We start from the raw sequence: 18,428 nt of genomic DNA, 5'->3' as shown, positions 1-18,428 counted from the left end.
GGGGAGGGGGAGACGCGTGAAGCGTTGGGTCGACGTATTCAGGGTCAACAAGATGTTTCTGAACATCCTCCTCTCCTTCTTGTCGTTGATCATCCCCGTCGTATTGCTCGGATGGATCAGTTACGTCAACTTCGTCAACGAACTTAAGCGAGAGTATACCGAGAAAATCGAACTGCATTTAACCTCCTCCAGCCATACGGTAGAGAACTATTGGAAGACGATCTACGAAGCGGGCGTTAACTTCTATGGCGATCCCGCCGTCAGGAGGCTGCTCCGAACGTCGACCTGGGCATCGGAGGAAGACCGGTCGGACCTCCATGAATTGTTCGAGAGCATCGATCGCACGAGATTTCACGTGAACCAATTCGCGGAGGAGCTATTCGTATACGCCGACGGAACGTATGTGATGACGAGCGACGGCGCGAACGACTTTCGGGCGTTCTTCGAAAAATTCCGCCGGTACGACGGTATGGATGCCGAGGACTGGCTCGCGACGCTCGACTCCGACCGGTCTCTCGAGATCGTCGAGCCGTCCCGCGTGACGACGAGTTTCCAAGCGACGGAAGCTTTCTCGCTGCTCGTGCGCAATCGATCCGGCAAAAATCGCGCGGTGTTGGTCGCGGACGTCCCCGTCGCGAACGTCGTGCGCGCGCTGCAACCCGTGCTGGATCAGGGAGCGACGGAGGTCGTCGTGACGGACGGCGACGGTAACGTGGTGCTGTCCACCGACGAGCGATTCGCGAACGCGCGCGATTGGGGCGGGGACGCCGGTTCCGCCAGCGCCCGTTCGGTCGAGAACGCCGAGGTGCGGATCGACGGCGAACGCTACATCGTATCGGCGGTGTCGACGAGCACGTTCGGCTGGACGTATCGCGCGATCACGCCGCTTCAGGCGTTTCGGAGCCAAGCGCAAGGCATTCTTCGGTTGATTACCGTCATCAGCATCGCGTTATGCGTCATCGGTACCGCGTTCGCCCTTCTCTTTTCGTTGAAAATTTATAAACCGATCCGAAGAATCGTAGAAGTGTATTTAGAGGAAGACAACCGACAGCAGCGGGACGACGCCGAACCGAAGCGCCCGAACGATCTGTACGCGGTCGGGGACGGCATTCGGCAGTGGATGTCGTACCGCGGCCGGTATCTCGACGAATGGCAGTCGATGGCGCGCGAATACGCGGATCACGCGTTGCTGCAGATCGTTCGCGGATCGGATCGGAACCGCAAGCGGGACGAGGAGCTCGTGCGCATCTTGCAGACGCAATTGAACTTTAAGAAGGACGGGTATTTATGCTGCGCGATTACGTTCGAATTCAAAGACACGTTCTTCCGGGACGTACAGGACGTCGAGCGCATCGTGATCGAAAATAAAATGAAAAACCTGATCCAAGGGTATTTGTCGGAGTACGCCCCGCTGCACGTCTTGGAATCCAACGATCATCTGTACGTCGCGATCGCGAACGTCCGGACGGACGAGGAGACGGAACGGTTCAAGGCGGGCGTCGCGGAGTTCATCCGGACGTTCGAATACGACCGGCAATATTATCATATCCGCATCGGGATCGGCCAGCCGTTCGCGGGACTCGACGGCATCGCGAAATCGTACCGCGGGGCGATGGCCGCGCTGCGGACGCTTCCTCCCGAGGACCCTTCGCGGGTCGCCTGCGCCGCTTCCCCGAACGATGCCCAAGACGTTCCGTATTCGTACGCGGACGAGAACAAGCTCTTGAAGGCATTGCGATTCGGGAGCAAGGAAGAAGTGGAGCATGCGGTCGACGAGCTGCTGCGGAAGTCGGGTCATGCTTTGTTCGCCCGCAGCGGGCTCATCGGCGAGATGTATCATACGGCGACCCGGTTCGCGATGGAACGCGGCATCGACGCCGACCGGTTGGCGAGCGAATCCGAGCGGACGGCATTGACGAACTCGGGTCCGTTCGCGAACGAGCAAGAGCTGGAAGAACGGCAGCGCCTGCTGGTCTCCTATATGCATCGCATGATCGAGACGCATCTCGGACCGAAGCAAACGCAAAAGTCGAGCCAATTGGCGCAGACGATCAAAGCATACATCGAAGAAAACTACACCAACGATCTTCATCTCGAGCATATCGCCGACAAGATGGAGGTATCCGTCAAGTACGTGTCGAGGGTGTTCAAAGAACACTACAACATGAACTTGACCGACTATATCAGCGAGCTGCGCATTCAGCTCGCGAAGGAGCTGCTGAAGAGCAGCGGCATGGCGATTCAAGACATTTCGGAGCGCGTCGGCTTCTACAATCGAACGACGTTCCTGAGGACGTTCAAGAAGCTCGAGGGCACGTCCCCGAATGAATACCGGCAGCGGCTGCGAGCATAGCGGCCGACTCGCCGCACGGAGGGAATCCCATTCATGACGAACATCGCGTTCGAGAAGCAATATATTTTCGAGGAAGGCCAGCCGTTCCGAAGCAGTCACGCTTCGACGATCGCCGCGCTGCCGAACGGGGAGGCGCTGGCGGCATGGTTCGCGGGCGCGCACGAGAAGGCGAGCGACGTCGCCATCTGGATGTCGCGGCGAAGCGCCGACGGGGTCTGGTCGGCGCCGTACAAAGCCGCCGACGAAGAAGGGATCGCGCACTGGAATCCGGTGTTGTTCGCGCAGGGCGATCGGGTGACGCTCTTCTATAAAGTCGGACACGAAATTACGGATTGGTTCACTCGCGCCATGCGGTCCGAGGACGGCGGCCGCACGTGGACGCCGCCGTCGGAGCTGGTGCCGGGCGACGTCGGGGGCCGCGGGCCCGTACGCAACAAGCCGATCGCGCTGCCGGACGGGACGATCCTAGCGCCGGCCTCGATCGAACGACACGACCCCGATGCGCCGGGCAAGCAAATCTGGGAGGCGTTCGTCGATCGGTCCGAGGACGGCGGGGCGACCTGGATGCGGAGCGCGCTCGTGCCGATGGACTTGTCGACGTACGTAGGCGCGGATCATTGGTTCGCGAGGGGATTGATCCAGCCGACGCTGTGGCGCTCCGACGACCGGCGAGTGCATATGCTGCTCCGCAGCACCGAAGGACGCATCTTCCGAAGCGACTCGGACGACGCGGGGCGAACATGGTCCATGGCGTACCCGACGCCGCTGCCGAACAACAACAGCGGCATCGACCTCGCTTCGACGGAATCCGGCGCGCTCGCGCTCGTGTTCAATCCGATCGCGGGCTACGCGACGGATAGCCCGCGCACGCCGCTCGTCGTTCGGTTTTCGACCGACTACGGCGAGACGTGGGGGGACGAGTTCGTCTTGGAGAACGAGCCGGGGGAGTATTCCTACCCCGCGATCGTGGCCGAGGGCGATACGCTGTACTTGACCTACACGTGGAAGCGGGATCGGATCGCCTTCTGGAAGCTGACATTGTCGGAATGACGGGAGGGAGCATTCGATGAAGCAGACAATCGACGGCGGCGTTTGGCCGACGATGGTGACGCCGTTCGACGAGCGGAACGGTATCGACTACGAGTCGGTCGAGCGGCAGGTCGAATGGTACGCGGCGCGCGGAGTTCGCGGCTTGTTCGCGGTATGTCAATCGAGCGAGATGTTTTTCCTTAGCCTTGCCGAGCGCACGGCGCTCGCTTCTTTCGTAAAGCGAGCGTCCGCCGGCCGCTTTCCCGTCATCGCCTCCGGGCACGTCTCCGACGCGCCGGGTGATCAGGTCGAGGAATTGCAGGCGATGGCCGAGACCGGCGTCGATGCGGTGGTGCTGATCACGAATCGACTCGCGCGTCAGGACGAATCCGACGAGGTGTGGCTCGAGCGGCTGGAATGGCTGCTCGAGCGCATTCCGGCGAGCGCGACGCTCGGCCTGTACGAATGTCCTTATCCGTATAAGCGCGTGCTGTCCGCCGAGACGCTGGGCCGTTGCGCGGAATACGGCCGCTTCCGCTTCCTCAAGGATACAAGCTGCGACATCGACAATATTCGGGCGAAGCTGGAAACCGTTCGCGGCACCGAGCTCCGGCTGTTCAACGCGAATTCGGCCACGCTGCTCGAGTCGCTGCGGCTGGGCGCCGTCGGCTACAGCGGCGTGATGGCGAATTTCCATCCGGAGCTGTACGCGACGCTGACGGCGCGTTGGTGGGAGTTTGGCGAGGAGGCCGAGAAGCTGTCCGATTTTCTAAGCCTCTCCGCGCTGATCGAAAGACAGTCGTACCCGACGAATGCGAAGTATTACCTGATGCTGGAGGGCGTGTTTCGGCAGGAGGGCAGCCGGACGCAGCCGGGGCGGACGCTTACGGCGACGGAGCGTCTGGAGGTGGAGCAGCTGCGCCGGTTGACGGCGCAGTACATAGAACGGTACGGCGGATGAAGAACGCGCCGTCGCCGACCGACGCAAGAAGGGGCTGTCCCGAAACGGGAATAGCCCCTTCTTTTTGATTTCTTTGCTGTTCCGAACCGGAATTTATGACGTCGGGCAGCTCGTTCGATTTACAGAAGCGCGAGGGAGTGGGGTAAGGGTGAAGGAGTTTACGTCCGCCTTTTGAACATCGTGTTGTATCCTTCCAATCGAATCTAGAGAACACGACGTTCAAGAGCGGCCGGAAGCCGTACCCCACTCCCGTAAAGAGCGTGAATGCTAAAGAAAGAGCTGCCCCTCGTCATTTAAGCGTTTTTGGGACAGCCCTTCTTCACGTCATATGGCGGGGACGGAACTGGTTCGGAGACATGCCCGTGCCGCGGCGGAACTGCCTCGAGAAGTGGCTGGCCGAGTGAAAGCCCAGTTCGTTCGCGATATCCTCCACGGTACGGTTCGTGCCGACGAGCAGCTCCTTCGCCTTGGACAACTTCAGCTGCGTCACGTATTGCCGGGGCGGGATGCCGTAAATTTTCGTGAAGATCTTCGTGCACTGACTGCGGCTTACGTTCAACGCTTCGGCGATTTGCGAGATGGAGCCGTCCGACGAAACTAGTCGCTCCAGACGTTCTTCGATTCGGTGGGCCATGTCCGCCTCGTAAAACGTCGGGTCTTTGGCGCCTTCCGAGCGGGCGCCGCGGCCGGATTCGCCTTGCCGGCGGATCATCTCGTTCACGATCAGCAGAATGTAAGCTTGCAGGACGATGCGTTGACCCGAGGCGAGCGGCAACCGTCGCTCCGTCCCCGCCGGATCGACGGGGGAGCGCCGCAGCTGTTCCGACATCAACGCTTCGATCTCCGCCAGGTAAGCGGGAAGATCGGCCGCGGCGGCGTCCGGGGACGGGATCACCGTATAATCGGCGCCGCCGAGCCGTTTCCGCAGGTCGTGATCGTCCAAGTCGAAGTGAATGTTAAAGAAGGCGACTTCGCCGTTCGTGCGATTATCGATCGCGTGACGGACGCCGGCCCGAAGAAGCAGCCAGTCGCCCGGGCGCAGGACGAGCGCGTCCCGGCCGAGCGACACGCAGACTTCGCCTTCGCGGCAATGGAACACTTCGTATAAGTGATGATGGTGCTTCGGATAACTCCAGCCGGACGGCTTGAAGCCGAAGTGGCAGCCGGTAATTTGCAGCGTGCTTGTAATATTCGGAAAGACGACGTCCAAATTCATGGGATTCCAACCTTACGCGATTTTTCTTGCTTCTTATCATAATACCGCTTCGGCACAAAAGGTCAAAAACTCGGACGGTTCGTCGATGGCGGGAGCGGCGGTGCGCTTCTTAAGATGAAGAGAGAAGCGTTGGAAAGGATGGGACTAAAGAATGGTAACTCGCGAAAGCATCGAAGCGGCGGCGCGCGTCGCGCCGTCGGAGCGTCAACTCGCATGGCAGGAGCTTGAGTTTTACGCTTTCATTCATTTCACCGTCAATACGTTCACGGACCGGGAATGGGGGGCGGGCGACGAGGATCCGGCGATCTTCGATCCGAAGGAGCTGAACGCCGACCAATGGGTCGAAGCGGTGAAATCCGCGGGCATGCGCGGACTCATTCTGACGTGCAAGCATCACGACGGCTTCTGTCTCTGGCCGAGCCGATACACGAACCACACGGTGGCGAGCAGCCCGTGGCGGAACGGGGAAGGCGACGTCGTGAAGGAAGTCGCCGACGCTTGCCGCAGGGGCGGGATTCGCTTCGGCGTCTACGTATCGCCGTGGGATCGGCATGAGCCGAGTTATGGGGATTCTCCGGCGTATAACGACTTTTTCAAACATCAGCTGAGAGAGCTTCTTACGAATTACGGGGACTTGTTCTGCGTCTGGTTCGACGGCGCATGCGGCGAAGGGCCGAACGGGAAGCGGCAAGTGTACGATTGGGACGGCTATTACGCGCTCATCCGCGAGCTGCAGCCGGGGGCCGTCATCTCGGTGTGCGGGCCGGACGTCCGGTGGTGCGGCAATGAGGCGGGGCATACGCGGGCTTCGGAGTGGAGCGTCGTGCCGGCGCCTCTGCAGGACAACGAGAAAATTCAAGAGCGGTCCCAACAGGCGGACGACCGCGAATTCGCGAAGCGGGTCGACACGATGGACGCGGACCTCGGGAGCCGCGACGTGATCGCCGGGCACGACCGGCTGATCTGGTATCCCGCCGAGGTGAACACGTCGATCCGGCCCGGCTGGTTTTATCACGCGGCCGAGGACGATCAAGTGAAGTCGCTGGAGGAGCTGCTTCGAGTCTATTACGGCTCGGTCGGGGGCAACGGCAGCTTCCTGCTGAACGTGCCGCCGGACCCGCGCGGTCTCGTGCACGAGCGGGACGCGGCGCGGCTGAAGGAGCTGGGCGACGCGCTGCGGGCGACGTTCCGCCACAACTTGGCGGCGGGCGCGAACGCGCGCGCGACGGAGGAAGCGGACGAGGCGCACGCGGCGGGCCGCGCGACGGAGGCGAACCGCGAGACGTTCTGGCGGCCGCGCGAGGGGACGGAACGGGCGGCGATAGAGGTCGAGCTGCCGGAGGTGCGGACGTTCGACCATATCGTGCTCATGGAGCATATTCGGTCGGGACAGCGCATCGAGCGCTTCTCGCTCGAATACGCCGACGGCGCGGAATGGAAGGAATTGACGCGCGGCACGATCGTCGGGTATAAGCGGATTTGCCGCTTCCCGCCCGTAACCGCGAGGAACATCCGGCTGACGATCGAGGAATCGAGATGGTGTCCTACGATTTCGGCGTTCGAAGTGTATTGCAGTCCGAAAGCTGAGGGAGGTACGCGTCATGGCGACGTTCGATATTAGGGGCAAGGCGTTCGTGTACGACGGAAAACCGGTGAGGCTGCTGTCCGGGGCGATCCATTATTTCCGCATCGTGCCCGAGTATTGGGAGGATCGGCTCCGGAAGCTGAAGGCTTGCGGCCTCAATACGGTAGAGACGTACGTGCCGTGGAATTTGCATGAGCCGAAGCCCGGCGAGTTCCGGTTCGACGGGATGGCCGATCTGGAGCGATTCATCCGGATCGCCGCCGAGCTCGGCCTATTCGTCATCGTCCGCCCGAGCCCGTACATTTGCGCCGAGTGGGAATTCGGCGGACTGCCGTCGTGGCTGCTCGCGGATGCGAACGTGAGGCTGCGCTGCGCCGATCCGAAGTTTCTGGAACGGGTAGACGCATACTACGACGCGCTTCTTCCGAGGTTGACGCCGCTCCTCTGCACGAACGGCGGTCCGATCGTCATGGTGCAGATCGAGAACGAATACGGCAGCTACGGCAACGACGCCGCGTACTTGGAGCACTTGCGCCAAAGTTTCGTCCGCCGCGGCGTCGACGTGCCGCTGTTCACGTCGGACGGGCCGACGGACGCGATGCTGCAAGCCGGTTCGGTGCCGGGGGCGCTCGCGACCGTCAACTTCGGCTCCGGGGCGAAGGACGCCTTCGCGAAGCTTCGCGAATACCGAGACGGCGAGCCGCTCATGTGCATGGAGTTCTGGAACGGCTGGTTCGACCACTGGGGCGAGCGGCATCATACGCGCGACGCGGCGGACGCCGCCCGCGTGCTCGAGGACATGCTGGAGGAAGGCGCGTCCGTGAACTTCTACATGTTCCACGGCGGGACGAATTTCGGGTTCTACAACGGGGCGAATTGCCAGGAGAAGGACCGGTACGAGCCGACGATCACGAGCTACGATTACGACTCGCCGCTGAGCGAATCGGGCGAGCCGACGGCGAAGTTTCATGCGGTGCGCGAGGCGATCGCGCGGCGCGTCCCGGACGCGAGCTTCCCGCCGCTGCCGGCGCCGATCGAACGGAAGGCGTACGGCCGCGTGCCGATGACGGAACGAGCGAAGCTGCTCGCGCAGGCGGACCGGCTGGCGGCGCCGATCCGAACGGCGTGCCCCGAGCCGATGGAGAAGCTGGGGCAGGATTACGGGTTCATCTTATACAGCACGACGATGACGGGACCGCGGGAGCGGCAGGAGCTGGTCGTGCAGGAGGTGCGCGACCGGGCGCTCGTATTTTTGGACGGCGAGCTGCAGGGCGTCCTCGAGCGGGGCGACGCCGGGAAGACGGTGTCGTTCGCGGTGCCGGCGGGAGGCGCGACGCTCTCGATCCTCGTCGAGAATATGGGGCGGATTAATTACGGTCCGTATCTGAAGGACCCGAAGGGCATTACGGAGGGCGTTCGCCACGGCTTCCAATTTTTATTCGACTGGACGATTCATTGCCTGCCGCTCGAGGATTTGTCCGGGCTTCGCTTCGAGCCGCTCCCGCTCGAACCTAGCGACGGAGTCGGATCGGAGACGCCTGCCTTCTACCGCGGCACCTTCCGCGCGGAGGAAGCGAAGGACACGTTCCTCCGGCTGGACGGCTGGACGAAGGGCGTCGCCTTCGTCAACGGCTTCAACCTAGGGCGCTATTGGAATCGGGGACCTCAGCGATCGTTGTACGTGCCCGGCCCGCTGCTTCGAACGGGCGCGAACGAGATCGCGATCTTCGAGCTGCACGGAGCCGCCGGCGATCGTCCGTCGGTAACGTTCGTCGACGAGCCGGCGCTGGACGTCCCGGTAGGAAATTAGGGAAGCTTACGAATTTGGGCATACGGAAAATAGACAAGCGCGCGATTTTTGTCAATTGCGCGATTCGCGGGGAAGCGATATACGTGAGGGTGTGCATCTCTATCGATGTTCCGGAAGCGTAACTATTTTCTAAGGAGGGCGAACGACGATGAGCGAAACGACGGAGCAAGGACAACCGCAAGAGGAACAAGTCGTCCAAACCGGCGTTCACAATTTCAGCAAAGAAGACGAATGGGTGAAGCCGGAGGATCCGCTCCTGCTCGAGCGGCTCGAGTGGTTCAAGGATCAGAAGCTGGGCCTGATGATGCATTGGGGGCCGTATTCGCAGCTCGGCCTCGTCGAATCGTGGGCGCTAAGCGACCAAGACGGAGACGAATGGTCCCGGAACGATATCGATTGGATCGACGACATGGAGGAGTTCAAGCGCCAATACTTCGATCTGAACAAGACGTTCAACCCGATCCGATTCCAGCCGGAGGAGTGGGCGTCGCTCGCGGCCGACAACGGCTTCAAATATTTCTTGTTCACGACGAAGCACCACGACGGCTTCTGCATGTGGGACACGCATACGACCGATTATCGCATTACGGGACCGGAGACGCCGTTCCATACGCATAAATACGCCGACATCTGCAAGCAGCTGTTCGACGCGTTCCGGGACAAGGGGCTCGCCATCTCCGCGTATTTCTCCAAGGCCGACTGGCATACGCCGTATTATTGGGCGCCGGGAATGGAGCGAGGCCGACATATGTGGCGGGGGCCGTCGTACAATCCTGAAGAATACCCGTGGCTGTGGGAGAAGTTCGTCGAGTTCACCCATGAGCAGATCACGGAGCTGCTGACGAAATACGGCCGCATCGACTGTCTGTGGCTCGATGCCGGCTGGGTGCGCGCGGGCCGGTACGGCCAGGACATCCGCCTCGGCGAGGTCGTGGAGAAAAACCGCAAGCACCAGCCTTGGCTGCTCGTCGCGGACCGGACGGTCGGCGGTCCTTACGAGAACATCGTGACGCCGGAGCAGACGATTCCCGAGCGCGCGATGAACATCCCGTGGGAAAGCTGCATTACGCTCGGCACGTCGTTCTCCTTCGGGTTCGAAGACAAGTATAAGACGGGACGACAGCTCGCGCATATCCTGCTCGAGGTCGTCGCCAAGGGCGGCAATCTCGCCCTCAACGTCGGCCCGCAGCCGGACGGTCGTCTCCCGAAAGGCGCCATCCGCGGCATGAAGGAGCTGGGCGCATGGCTCGCGACGTACGGCGAAGGCATCTACGGCACTCGCATCTGCGAGCCGCACTTCACCGGGGAGTGGGCGTTCACGTCCAAGGGCGACGTGAAGTACGCCTTCCGATTGTATAAGAACGAGCGGGCGGAGGCGGAAGGGCAGCAAGTCATCCCGTTTCCGGGCCCGGTGGAGCGGATCGAGCTCGTCGGAACGAACGAGACGATTCCGTTCGAAGCCGTTCAAGGCGGCCTCAAGGTGACGCTGCCGGCAAGCGCCGTCGCGGACGAGGCGCCGATCGCGCACGCGTTCCGACTGTTCTCCAAATAGTACGCGAAACACCGAATCCTCGAGGGGCTGCGAGCCCTTCGAGGATTTTTTGCAACCGGGAGAAAATTGCGAACCGGCCGGATTAGCGCCATTTTCCCCTAGGGAATCAAGGTTTTCGGAATAACGAGAGGTACGGGAAAATTACAAATTGAACGCCGCGGCCGACCCGCGTTACGATACGTTGCAAGCCGGTTCGCTTGACGGGACAACCGGGCAACCGGGCAGTCGGACGAACGAGCCGGACAATCGCAAGAGAACACCGCGGATTAGGGAGAGGGAGTGACGGGGATGAGTCAAACAACGGAACCCATACAAGCGCAAGCGAATTTCCGGAACGAAATGAACCGGGTCGCGAAGAAGAAGGAGAGCCCCCTCGTCAAGAGTTTCAAACGGCATTGGGAGCTGTACTTGCTGGTGGTGCCGCCGGTTTTGTACCTGCTCATCTTCAAATATATACCGATGGCGGGCGTGCAAATCGCGTTCAAAAATTACAGCGTCATTCAAGGCATCTGGGGCAGCGAATGGGTCGGGCTGAAGCATTTCGTCACCTTCTTCCAATCGCCGAACTTCTGGCTGCTGATCAAAAACACGATCGGCATCAGCGTCTACTCGCTGCTGGCGGGCTTCCCCGTACCGATTCTATTGGCGCTCGCGTTGAACGAATTGCGCAACGGGTATTTTAAGAAAACGGTGCAGATGGTCACGTACGCCCCGCACTTCATCTCGACGGTCGTCATGGTGTCCATCATCATCTTGATGCTGTCGCCGCACGTCGGCGTCGTCGATCGGCTCTTCGCGTTTTTCGGGCTGCCGATGACGAACTTCATGGGCATTCCGGAATACTTCAAATCGATCTATGTGTGGTCGGGCGTCTGGCAGGGCATGGGGTACTCCTCGATCATCTATATCGCGGCGCTCGCCAGCGTCGATCCGTCGCTCTACGAAGCCGCTCGCATGGACGGGGCGTCGAGGCTTCGGAAAATATGGCACATCGACATCCCGGCTCTCGTCCCGATTACGATCATCATGTTGATCCTCAGTCTCGGGAGCATTATGGGCGTCGGCTTCGAGAAAATTTATTTGATGCAGAACCCGCTGAACACGAGCGCTTCCGAGGTGATCTCGACGTACGTGTACAAAGTCGGCTTGATCGGAGCGAACTTCAGCTTCTCGTCCGCCGTCGGCTTGTTCAACTCGATCATCAACTTGATCCTGCTCGTGATCGTCAACTCGATCTCTCGCAGAGTTTCCGAAAACAGCTTGTGGTAAGGGGGGAGCAGTTATGCTATTACGTCAAAACCGGATCAAAGACCCGCTCGGCGACCGCGTCTTCATGGCTTTCAACTACTTGTTTCTGACGCTGATTCTGTTGGTCGTGCTCTACCCGCTGCTCTATATCGTCAGCTCGTCCTTCAGCTCGTCGCGAGCGGTCATCGCCGGACAGGTGTGGCTACTGCCGGTAGAGTTCAATCTCAAAGCGTACGCTTCGATCTTCCGAAGCACGCAGCTGATGATGGGATACTACAACACGATCATCTATACCGTGTTCGGCACGATCATCAACGTCGCGCTGACGATCATGATCGCGTATCCGATCTCCAAGAAGACGTTCTACGGCCGAGGCTTTCTCATCATCCTGCTCATGATCACCATGTTCTTCGACGGCGGCCTCATCCCGACGTACTTGCTAGTGAAGGATCTGGAGCTGCTCGACACCCGCTGGGCGATGTGGCTTCCGGGGGCGATGGCGGTATTCCAAGTCATCGTCGCCAGAACGTTCTTCCAGACCTCGATCCCGGAAGAGCTGGGCGAAGCCGCGCAGATGGACGGATGCCGCGACCTCCGCTACCTGGTCAGCGTCGTGCTTCCGTTGTCCGCGCCGATCATCGCCGTCATGACGCTCATGTACGCGGTCGGACATTGGAACGCCTACTTCGACGCGCTCATCTACTTGCGGTCCGAAAGTCTGTTCCCGCTGCAGTACGTGCTTCGCAACCTGCTCATCTTGAACGCGGCCGATCCGCAGATGCTCGCCAATACGAGCCAACAGCTGCGAGATCAGGGCTTCGAGCAGGTGCTGAAATACGCGCTCATCGTCGTCGCGAGCATTCCGGTGCTGATCATGTATCCGTTCGTGCAGAAGCACTTCGTCAAAGGCGTTATGATCGGTTCCCTGAAAGGATAAATCGGGTTGTCATTCCCGTTAGGAAGCAATGGAAAGGAGGTGACGGACGTCTTTGCTTTCGGTAGACGGGCTCTATATAGTAAGGTGACACGGCAGGATGCTTCGTATATGAAAAAGGAGGAGTCAACGTTGAAAAAGTGGGTTTCGATGTTAGCGACGGTGGTTGCGGCCGCCGCGATGGTTTCCGCTTGCGGCGGCGGCAACGGAGGTACGGATGGAGCGTCGCAAGGAAGCGGCACGGGAAGCGGAGAGACGAGCGAAAACGCGGGTCCCGTAGAAATGACGTTCTTCGCGCCGCAGGGCAAAGCGCCGATGGAAGAAAACGAGTTCACGCGATTTATCGAAAATAAATTCAATGTCAAGCTGAAGTGGGACTTGGCGCCGACGGACGCGCTGCAGGACCGGAGACAGCTGCTTCTCGCGAGCGGCGACTACCCGGAGGTGTTCCTCCACGGCAAATTCACGACGTCCGATCTTCAAAACTACGGCAAGCAAGGCGTCTTCCTTCCGCTGAACGACTTGATCGCGGAGCACGGCCCGAACCTGACCAAGATCATGGAGGAGAAGCCGTATTTCAAAGACGCGATCACGGCGCCGGACGGCAACATCTACGCGCTCCCGATTTTCAACGAGTGTTACCACTGCACGTACGCGCAGAAGTACTGGATCAACACGGAATGGCTCGAGAAGCTCGGCTTGGAGAAGCCGACGACGACCGACGAGCTGTATACGGTATTGAAAGCGTTCAAGGAACAAGATCCGAACGGCAACGGCAAGGCGGACGAAATTCCGCTCACGGGCGCGCCGAACAAATACGTATGGAACGGCAACATCGACGCCTATTTGATGAACGCATTCATCTATAACGACAACGACAAATACCTCATCGTGAACGACGGCAAGGTCGACTTCGCCGCGAACAAGGACGAGTGGAAGCAAGGTCTCGAGTACATGCACAAGCTGTACGCGGAAGGACTCGTCGATCCGGCTTCGTTCACGCAGAACGATCAAGCGGTCGGCCAGCTCGGCAACAAGGAAGGCGACGAAGTCGTCGGTTCGATCACGACGGCGCTGGTCAGCTACTTGGTGAACACGTACGACAAGACGATCACGCGTCACCAGCACTGGGATATCGTCGCTCCGCTCCAAGGTCCGAACGGCGTGCAGCTTGCAGGGGTAACCCAAAGCGTCGGCGAATTCGAATTCGCCATCACGAACAAAGCGACGGAAGCGCAGCAGATCGCGGCGATTCAAATCGTGGATTACATGTTTAGCGAGGAAGGCGCGTTGTACGCGGAGTACGGACCGACGGAAGGGAAAGGCTGGAAGAAGGCCGAGCCGGACGAGAAGAACATCGACGGACAGCCGGCGAAGTACAGCTACTATAACTTGCCGGAACGCGACCCGAACGTGGTCGTCAACGAAAGCTGGTCTCAGATCGGCGCGCACGACTTGTCCAAGACGTTCCGGGATTTGTTCGCGGAAGGTCAGGATCCGTTGGCGGCGGAAGGCTACGGCACGCGTCTCGCGCAGGCGACGAACCTGTACGCGCCTTACGCGCCGAAGGAAGTATATCCGACGAACGTCTTTATCCTGCCGGAGGACACCGAGACGGCGGCGCAGCTGACGACGGCGATTAAGGACTACGTTCAGTCCAACATGGCGCAATTCATCATCGGCAGCAAGAGCATCGAGAAAGATTGGGACGCCTACGTGAAGGGCTTCGACGGCTTGAATCTGAAGACATACCTCGAGATTTACCAGCGCGCGATCGAGAAAGAATCGAAGTAAGCGGCCGGGCGGGCTTCCGCAAGCCGATTCGGATTCGACGAGACTGCTCCTCGGTCAGACATGACCGGGGACGGTTTCGTTTTTTCGTTATTCCCCGATCCATGTTATCCTTGGTTCATAGCATGAAAGAAGCGAGATAAGGCGGTCGCCTTCATATAAACGTTCGCGGGGGATTTTCGATGATGAATGCAAGTTGGTTTCGGCGGTTGCTCTTGTCTTACCTGCCCGTCTTTTTTATCGTGACTTCGATTCTCTTTTTCTTGTTCATCCAAGCGTTCAACGAACAAAATCGCAGGGAAGCGCTCAAGGCGAACGAATTTCTGGCGTCCCAGGTCGTGCAGTATTTGGACAACTCGCTGCGCTCGATCGATTACAAGGTGCTCCGCGAGATGTTGACGAACCAAAATTTGAAAAATTACTTTGCGCCGGGCCTCGGCAATCCCGTCCTCGACGCGATCCAAGCGGTCGACGTCATCGACGAGCTGAAGATCGACTTCCCGTTGATTCATTCGATTTATTTGGTTCGGTACCATGACGGGACGGTGCTGAGCAACGGGAAGACGGTGCCGATCGACGCGTTCCCGGACGCGGCGTTCATCGAGGAGAGCCGGAAGCGGAACGCGCAGAAGTGGACCGGGGCGCGGAATTTCCAAGCGTTCAGCTCGGAGGCCGGGGTCCCCGTCGTCACCCTGGTCCGCCCCATGGGCGCCGATGCGGACGGGCTCGTGGTCGTCAACGTCGGGCTTGCTTCGCTCAAGAGCTCGATAACGCGGATGTACGATCCGGGATATACGTTCGTGGATGTGCTGGGTCCGTCGGGGGAACGGCTGTGGAACGAGGCGGCGACCGGCGAAGCGAGCCGCGGCTCCGGAGCCGGAGAGATCTTCTCGGAGTTCACGTCGAGCTACACCGGCTGGAAAGTCCAGACGGGCCTCAACAACGGCAAAGTGGTGAAGTTCGCGCTGCAGTTCTATAACGTATGGTTCGCCGTCGCGATCGCGGTCGTCTTCATCGGCGTGGCGTGGGTCGTATACGTCACCCGCCGGAATTACAAGCCGATCGAGCAAATCGTCACGCTGATCGAGACGTTCGCGACGCAGAAGAAATCGAACGGAGGACAAGCGCAAGGGAACGAGCTGCGCTTCATCCATACGACGCTCGAGGGCATGATGCAGCAGACGAAGCAGTACCAGCAGCAATACGCGGATAATTTGATATTGCAGAAGAAGTACTTTTTCCAAGAATTGTTGGAAGGGACGAAGCGGTACGACGAGGCTGAATGGAAGGCGGAGATGAAGAAGCTCAATCTCCCGGTTCTCGGCGATCGCTGGACGGTGGCCGTCGTGGAGATAGACCGCTACCGCAAATTTACGGAAGAGTACCACCGGCAGGATCAGTCGTTGCTGAAGTTCATCTTGTCCAGCGTGCTCCAAGAGGTAGCCCAGCAAGAAGGGACGGATGCATGGGCGGAATGGATTTCGGACCGGCGGCTCTACGCGATCGTTTGGCTGTCCGACGACCGGGAGGCCGAGGAGTTGGAGAAAAAGCTGTTCGCGAGCTATAAGGATTGGGTGGAGCAAAATCTGAATCTGACGGTGACGGTCGGCGTCGGACTGGCGGCATCCGATCTCGAGGGGCTTCGATTCTCCTTCAAGGAAGCCGCGTATGCCATGGAATTCAAAGCGGCGCTCGGCATGAACCGCGTCATTCTGCGCGACGACGCGCCGGAACCGCATAACGATCTGTTCGAGCTGCTCAAGACGATCTCCCTGTTCGTGCAGGCGATGCGCCTGTCCGACGAAGAGTGGGAAGCGCACTTCGACCGGCTGTTCCGGCAGATCGCCGAATCCGTCTTGTCGCGGCAGGAAATCGTCAACACGATGCAGCTTCTGGTGCAGCACTACGAGCGGGAGTTCGCGGACCTATCCCGCGAGTATCAGGAGCTGTGGGCGGAATCGTTGGATCGGCTTCTGCGCCGGCTCGAGGATTGGGAAACCGTGGACGATCTTCGGGAACGGTGCCTGGACGTGTTCCGCGACCTTGCGGAGCAGATGCAGACGATTCGGCAGTCGAAGGGGCATCGGAGCTTGATTTTGCAAATCCGGAAGTACATCGAGGAAAACTACGGCAATCCGGATTTGTCGCTGAACTATCTGAGCGATAAATTCGACATCAATCCGAAATATTTGAGCAAGCTCTTCAAGGACGAGATCGGGGAGAAATTCCTCGACTTGCTCATCAGCCAACGCATCGAGAAAGCCAAGCAGCTGATGCAGGAAACGGACAAACCGATTCAGGAAATCAGCGAGGAGGTCGGGTACACGAACTACAACTCGTTCAATCGGGCGTTCAAGAACGTTGTGGGCGTGTCGCCGAGCGATTACCGGAAGCAGCTGTGATAGGAACACCTTTGGCGAATTCGAGAGAGGGAGCGCAAATAGGGAACATTGGTTTTCTCCATTACAGGCGCGCATGGTGCATACGCTCGAACGCAAAGAACCGTCGGTTAGTCAGAAAGTATAAAAGTTTGAAGCATTCCACGAGGAGGAAGTGCGCTTGTTCCCGTGCTCCTTCTCCTGGAATGACCTTCGCTCAGCTGGACGATTGCGCGAACTCAACGCCATACCGCCTGCCCTTCGCGTCTGGCCTTCGGTTCATCTGTCGGTCGTACGACACTTGGAAAGCTGTATTGCGCTAACGCTGGTCAGTGGTGGGGCATACCGGAGCGTATGGCCCGCCCCCCCCCTGCTCGGATCATGCAAACGCTCGAACCCTAAGGACTCGTCGACGGACGAGTTTTTCTTATGCGGCCCCCGCGCTACGCGGAATCCCGCGGAATGAACGCAGAGCGCAACTGAATGCGTTCGGCGGGGGAGCCCGGCCGTTCGATTCTGCGCTGCAGCGCTTCGACGGCGCGAGCGCCCAATTCTTCCTTGCATAGGTTGACCGTCGTCAACCGCGGGGACGCATGGGCGGCGCCTTCGACGTTGTCGATGCCGGTCACGAGCGTCTGCTCCGGAATCGAGACGCCGAGCTCCTGCAGCTTCCGCATCCACCGAATGGCGATGTCGTCGTTGGCGCAAATCCAGCCGTCCGGCCGTTCCTCCGGCGCCAGTCGTTCGAAGCGCGCCTGCGCTTCCTCCAACCATCCCCCCTCCTCGTAAGGGAGCTCCCATTCCCGAAGCTTCGTTCTTTCGTCGCCGTACCGCTCCGCCGCGATGCGGACGCCGATGCGCCGCTCGGAGAAGCTCGTCGACCGGCCGTCGTCGCCGAGGTAGACGATGCTTCGGCAGCGCCGCGCCGCGATCAGGTGGTGCGCGACGGTCATGCCCGCGTCGATGTTGGCGTGGTTGACCGCATCGCAGTCCAGCATCGGTTCGTTATGATCGAGAAGCACGAGGGGCTTGCCGGTGCGAGCCATCAGCTGGAGCGCGGAGTACGGGTAAGCGCCCAACACGACGAGCCCGAGGCATCCGTTCCAATCCAGATGCGGCGCGATCGTCTCCTGCGGGCTAAGCGCGGACCCCTTCGGAAACGATAGGGGTTGGGAAACGATGGCATGCTGCCATCCCTTCTCCCGGCAACCGGCGATAATGCCCTCCAGCACGCGCTGCCAATAGGAAGGGTCGCCCCGGTTCGACTGGTTGATGCAGACAAGCACGAAGGAGGCCGTTCCGGAAGCGGGCGGCTTCGCCTTCTGCGCCGGCAGCCCGTATCCTAGCGTCTCGGCGAGCTTCAGCACGCGTTCTCGCGTCGCTTGGCTGACGCCGGACTTCCCGCTGAGCGCTCGGGAGACGGCGTATTTGGATAAGCCGAGCTGGTCGGCGATCGTCTGGATCGATACTTTCCTAGGCATTGGAATTCTCCTGATTCGAATGGAATGATAACGAGCATAACAATTGAAAAAAACTATCATAACAAAGCGGTTGACGTGTCTCGCCGCGTA

Annotated in this window: 12 protein-coding genes; 10 read left to right on the top strand and 2 right to left on the bottom strand. The window is 59.8% G+C overall.

Annotated elements, in window-relative coordinates; all coding sequences use genetic code 11:
* The first annotated feature begins 16 nt into the window (after positions 1-16).
* The 3 genes from FE782_RS02835 to FE782_RS02825 are packed head-to-tail and all read left to right on the top strand — an operon-like array spanning position 17 to position 4,343.
* Complete coding sequence (locus tag FE782_RS02835) at positions 17-2,353, top strand: helix-turn-helix domain-containing protein (protein WP_138192275.1); 2,337 nt, start codon at positions 17-19, stop codon at positions 2,351-2,353.
* Between the two features lie 33 nt (positions 2,354-2,386).
* The gene (locus tag FE782_RS02830; RefSeq protein ID WP_138192273.1) at positions 2,387-3,403 is read left to right on the top strand and encodes a sialidase family protein; all 1,017 of its coding nucleotides are present in this window, start codon (positions 2,387-2,389) and stop codon (positions 3,401-3,403) included.
* A gap of 16 nt (positions 3,404-3,419) precedes the next feature.
* A complete protein-coding gene (locus tag FE782_RS02825; protein ID WP_138192270.1) occupies positions 3,420-4,343 on the top strand; it encodes a dihydrodipicolinate synthase family protein in 924 nt (307 codons plus the stop codon).
* A 319-nt stretch (positions 4,344-4,662) separates the two neighbouring features.
* On the opposite strand, the gene FE782_RS02820 is transcribed toward FE782_RS02825, so the two are convergent.
* On the bottom strand, positions 4,663-5,559 hold the full coding sequence (locus FE782_RS02820; RefSeq protein ID WP_138192268.1) for an AraC family transcriptional regulator: 897 nt from the start codon (positions 5,557-5,559) through the stop codon (positions 4,663-4,665).
* Between the two features lie 151 nt (positions 5,560-5,710).
* Here FE782_RS02820 and FE782_RS02815 point away from each other — a divergent pair, with 151 nt between their 5' ends.
* From FE782_RS02815 to FE782_RS02785, 7 genes are all read left to right on the top strand, one after another.
* Complete coding sequence (locus FE782_RS02815; RefSeq protein WP_138192266.1) at positions 5,711-7,180, top strand: alpha-L-fucosidase; 1,470 nt, start codon at positions 5,711-5,713, stop codon at positions 7,178-7,180.
* Positions 7,161-8,954, top strand: coding sequence for a glycoside hydrolase family 35 protein (locus FE782_RS02810; RefSeq protein ID WP_138192264.1), 1,794 nt, complete (start codon positions 7,161-7,163; stop codon positions 8,952-8,954). Before FE782_RS02815 ends, FE782_RS02810 begins: the two co-directional genes overlap by 20 nt.
* Positions 8,955-9,102: 148 nt before the next feature.
* Positions 9,103-10,506: an alpha-L-fucosidase gene (locus FE782_RS02805; RefSeq protein ID WP_138192262.1), complete on the top strand. Its 1,404-nt coding sequence runs from the start codon at positions 9,103-9,105 to the stop codon at positions 10,504-10,506.
* Between the two features lie 288 nt (positions 10,507-10,794).
* Positions 10,795-11,775: an ABC transporter permease gene (locus FE782_RS02800; RefSeq protein ID WP_138192260.1), complete on the top strand. Its 981-nt coding sequence runs from the start codon at positions 10,795-10,797 to the stop codon at positions 11,773-11,775.
* A 13-nt stretch (positions 11,776-11,788) separates the two neighbouring features.
* A complete protein-coding gene (locus FE782_RS02795; RefSeq protein WP_138192258.1) occupies positions 11,789-12,691 on the top strand; it encodes a carbohydrate ABC transporter permease in 903 nt (300 codons plus the stop codon).
* 129 nt (positions 12,692-12,820) lie between these two features.
* Positions 12,821-14,482, top strand: a complete 1,662-nt coding sequence (locus FE782_RS02790; RefSeq protein WP_338016878.1) for a type 2 periplasmic-binding domain-containing protein — start codon at positions 12,821-12,823, stop codon at positions 14,480-14,482.
* Between the two features lie 179 nt (positions 14,483-14,661).
* The gene (locus tag FE782_RS02785; RefSeq protein ID WP_138192254.1) at positions 14,662-16,881 is read left to right on the top strand and encodes a helix-turn-helix domain-containing protein; all 2,220 of its coding nucleotides are present in this window, start codon (positions 14,662-14,664) and stop codon (positions 16,879-16,881) included.
* Positions 16,882-17,300: 419 nt separating this feature from the next.
* Here FE782_RS02785 and FE782_RS02780 read toward each other — a convergent pair whose 3' ends face one another.
* Positions 17,301-18,338 carry a LacI family DNA-binding transcriptional regulator gene (locus FE782_RS02780; protein WP_158299228.1) on the bottom strand — a complete coding sequence of 346 codons (1,038 nt, stop codon included), beginning with the start codon at positions 18,336-18,338 and terminating at the stop codon, positions 17,301-17,303.
* Positions 18,339-18,428: the final 90 nt, after the last annotated feature.

Origin of the sequence: Paenibacillus antri (assembly GCF_005765165.1) — a bacterium.
GTDB classification, from domain to species: domain Bacteria; phylum Bacillota; class Bacilli; order Paenibacillales; family YIM-B00363; genus Paenibacillus_AE; species Paenibacillus_AE antri.
The sequence above is the reverse complement of the archived record's forward strand: the minus strand, read 5'-3'. Positions and strand labels throughout refer to the sequence as shown.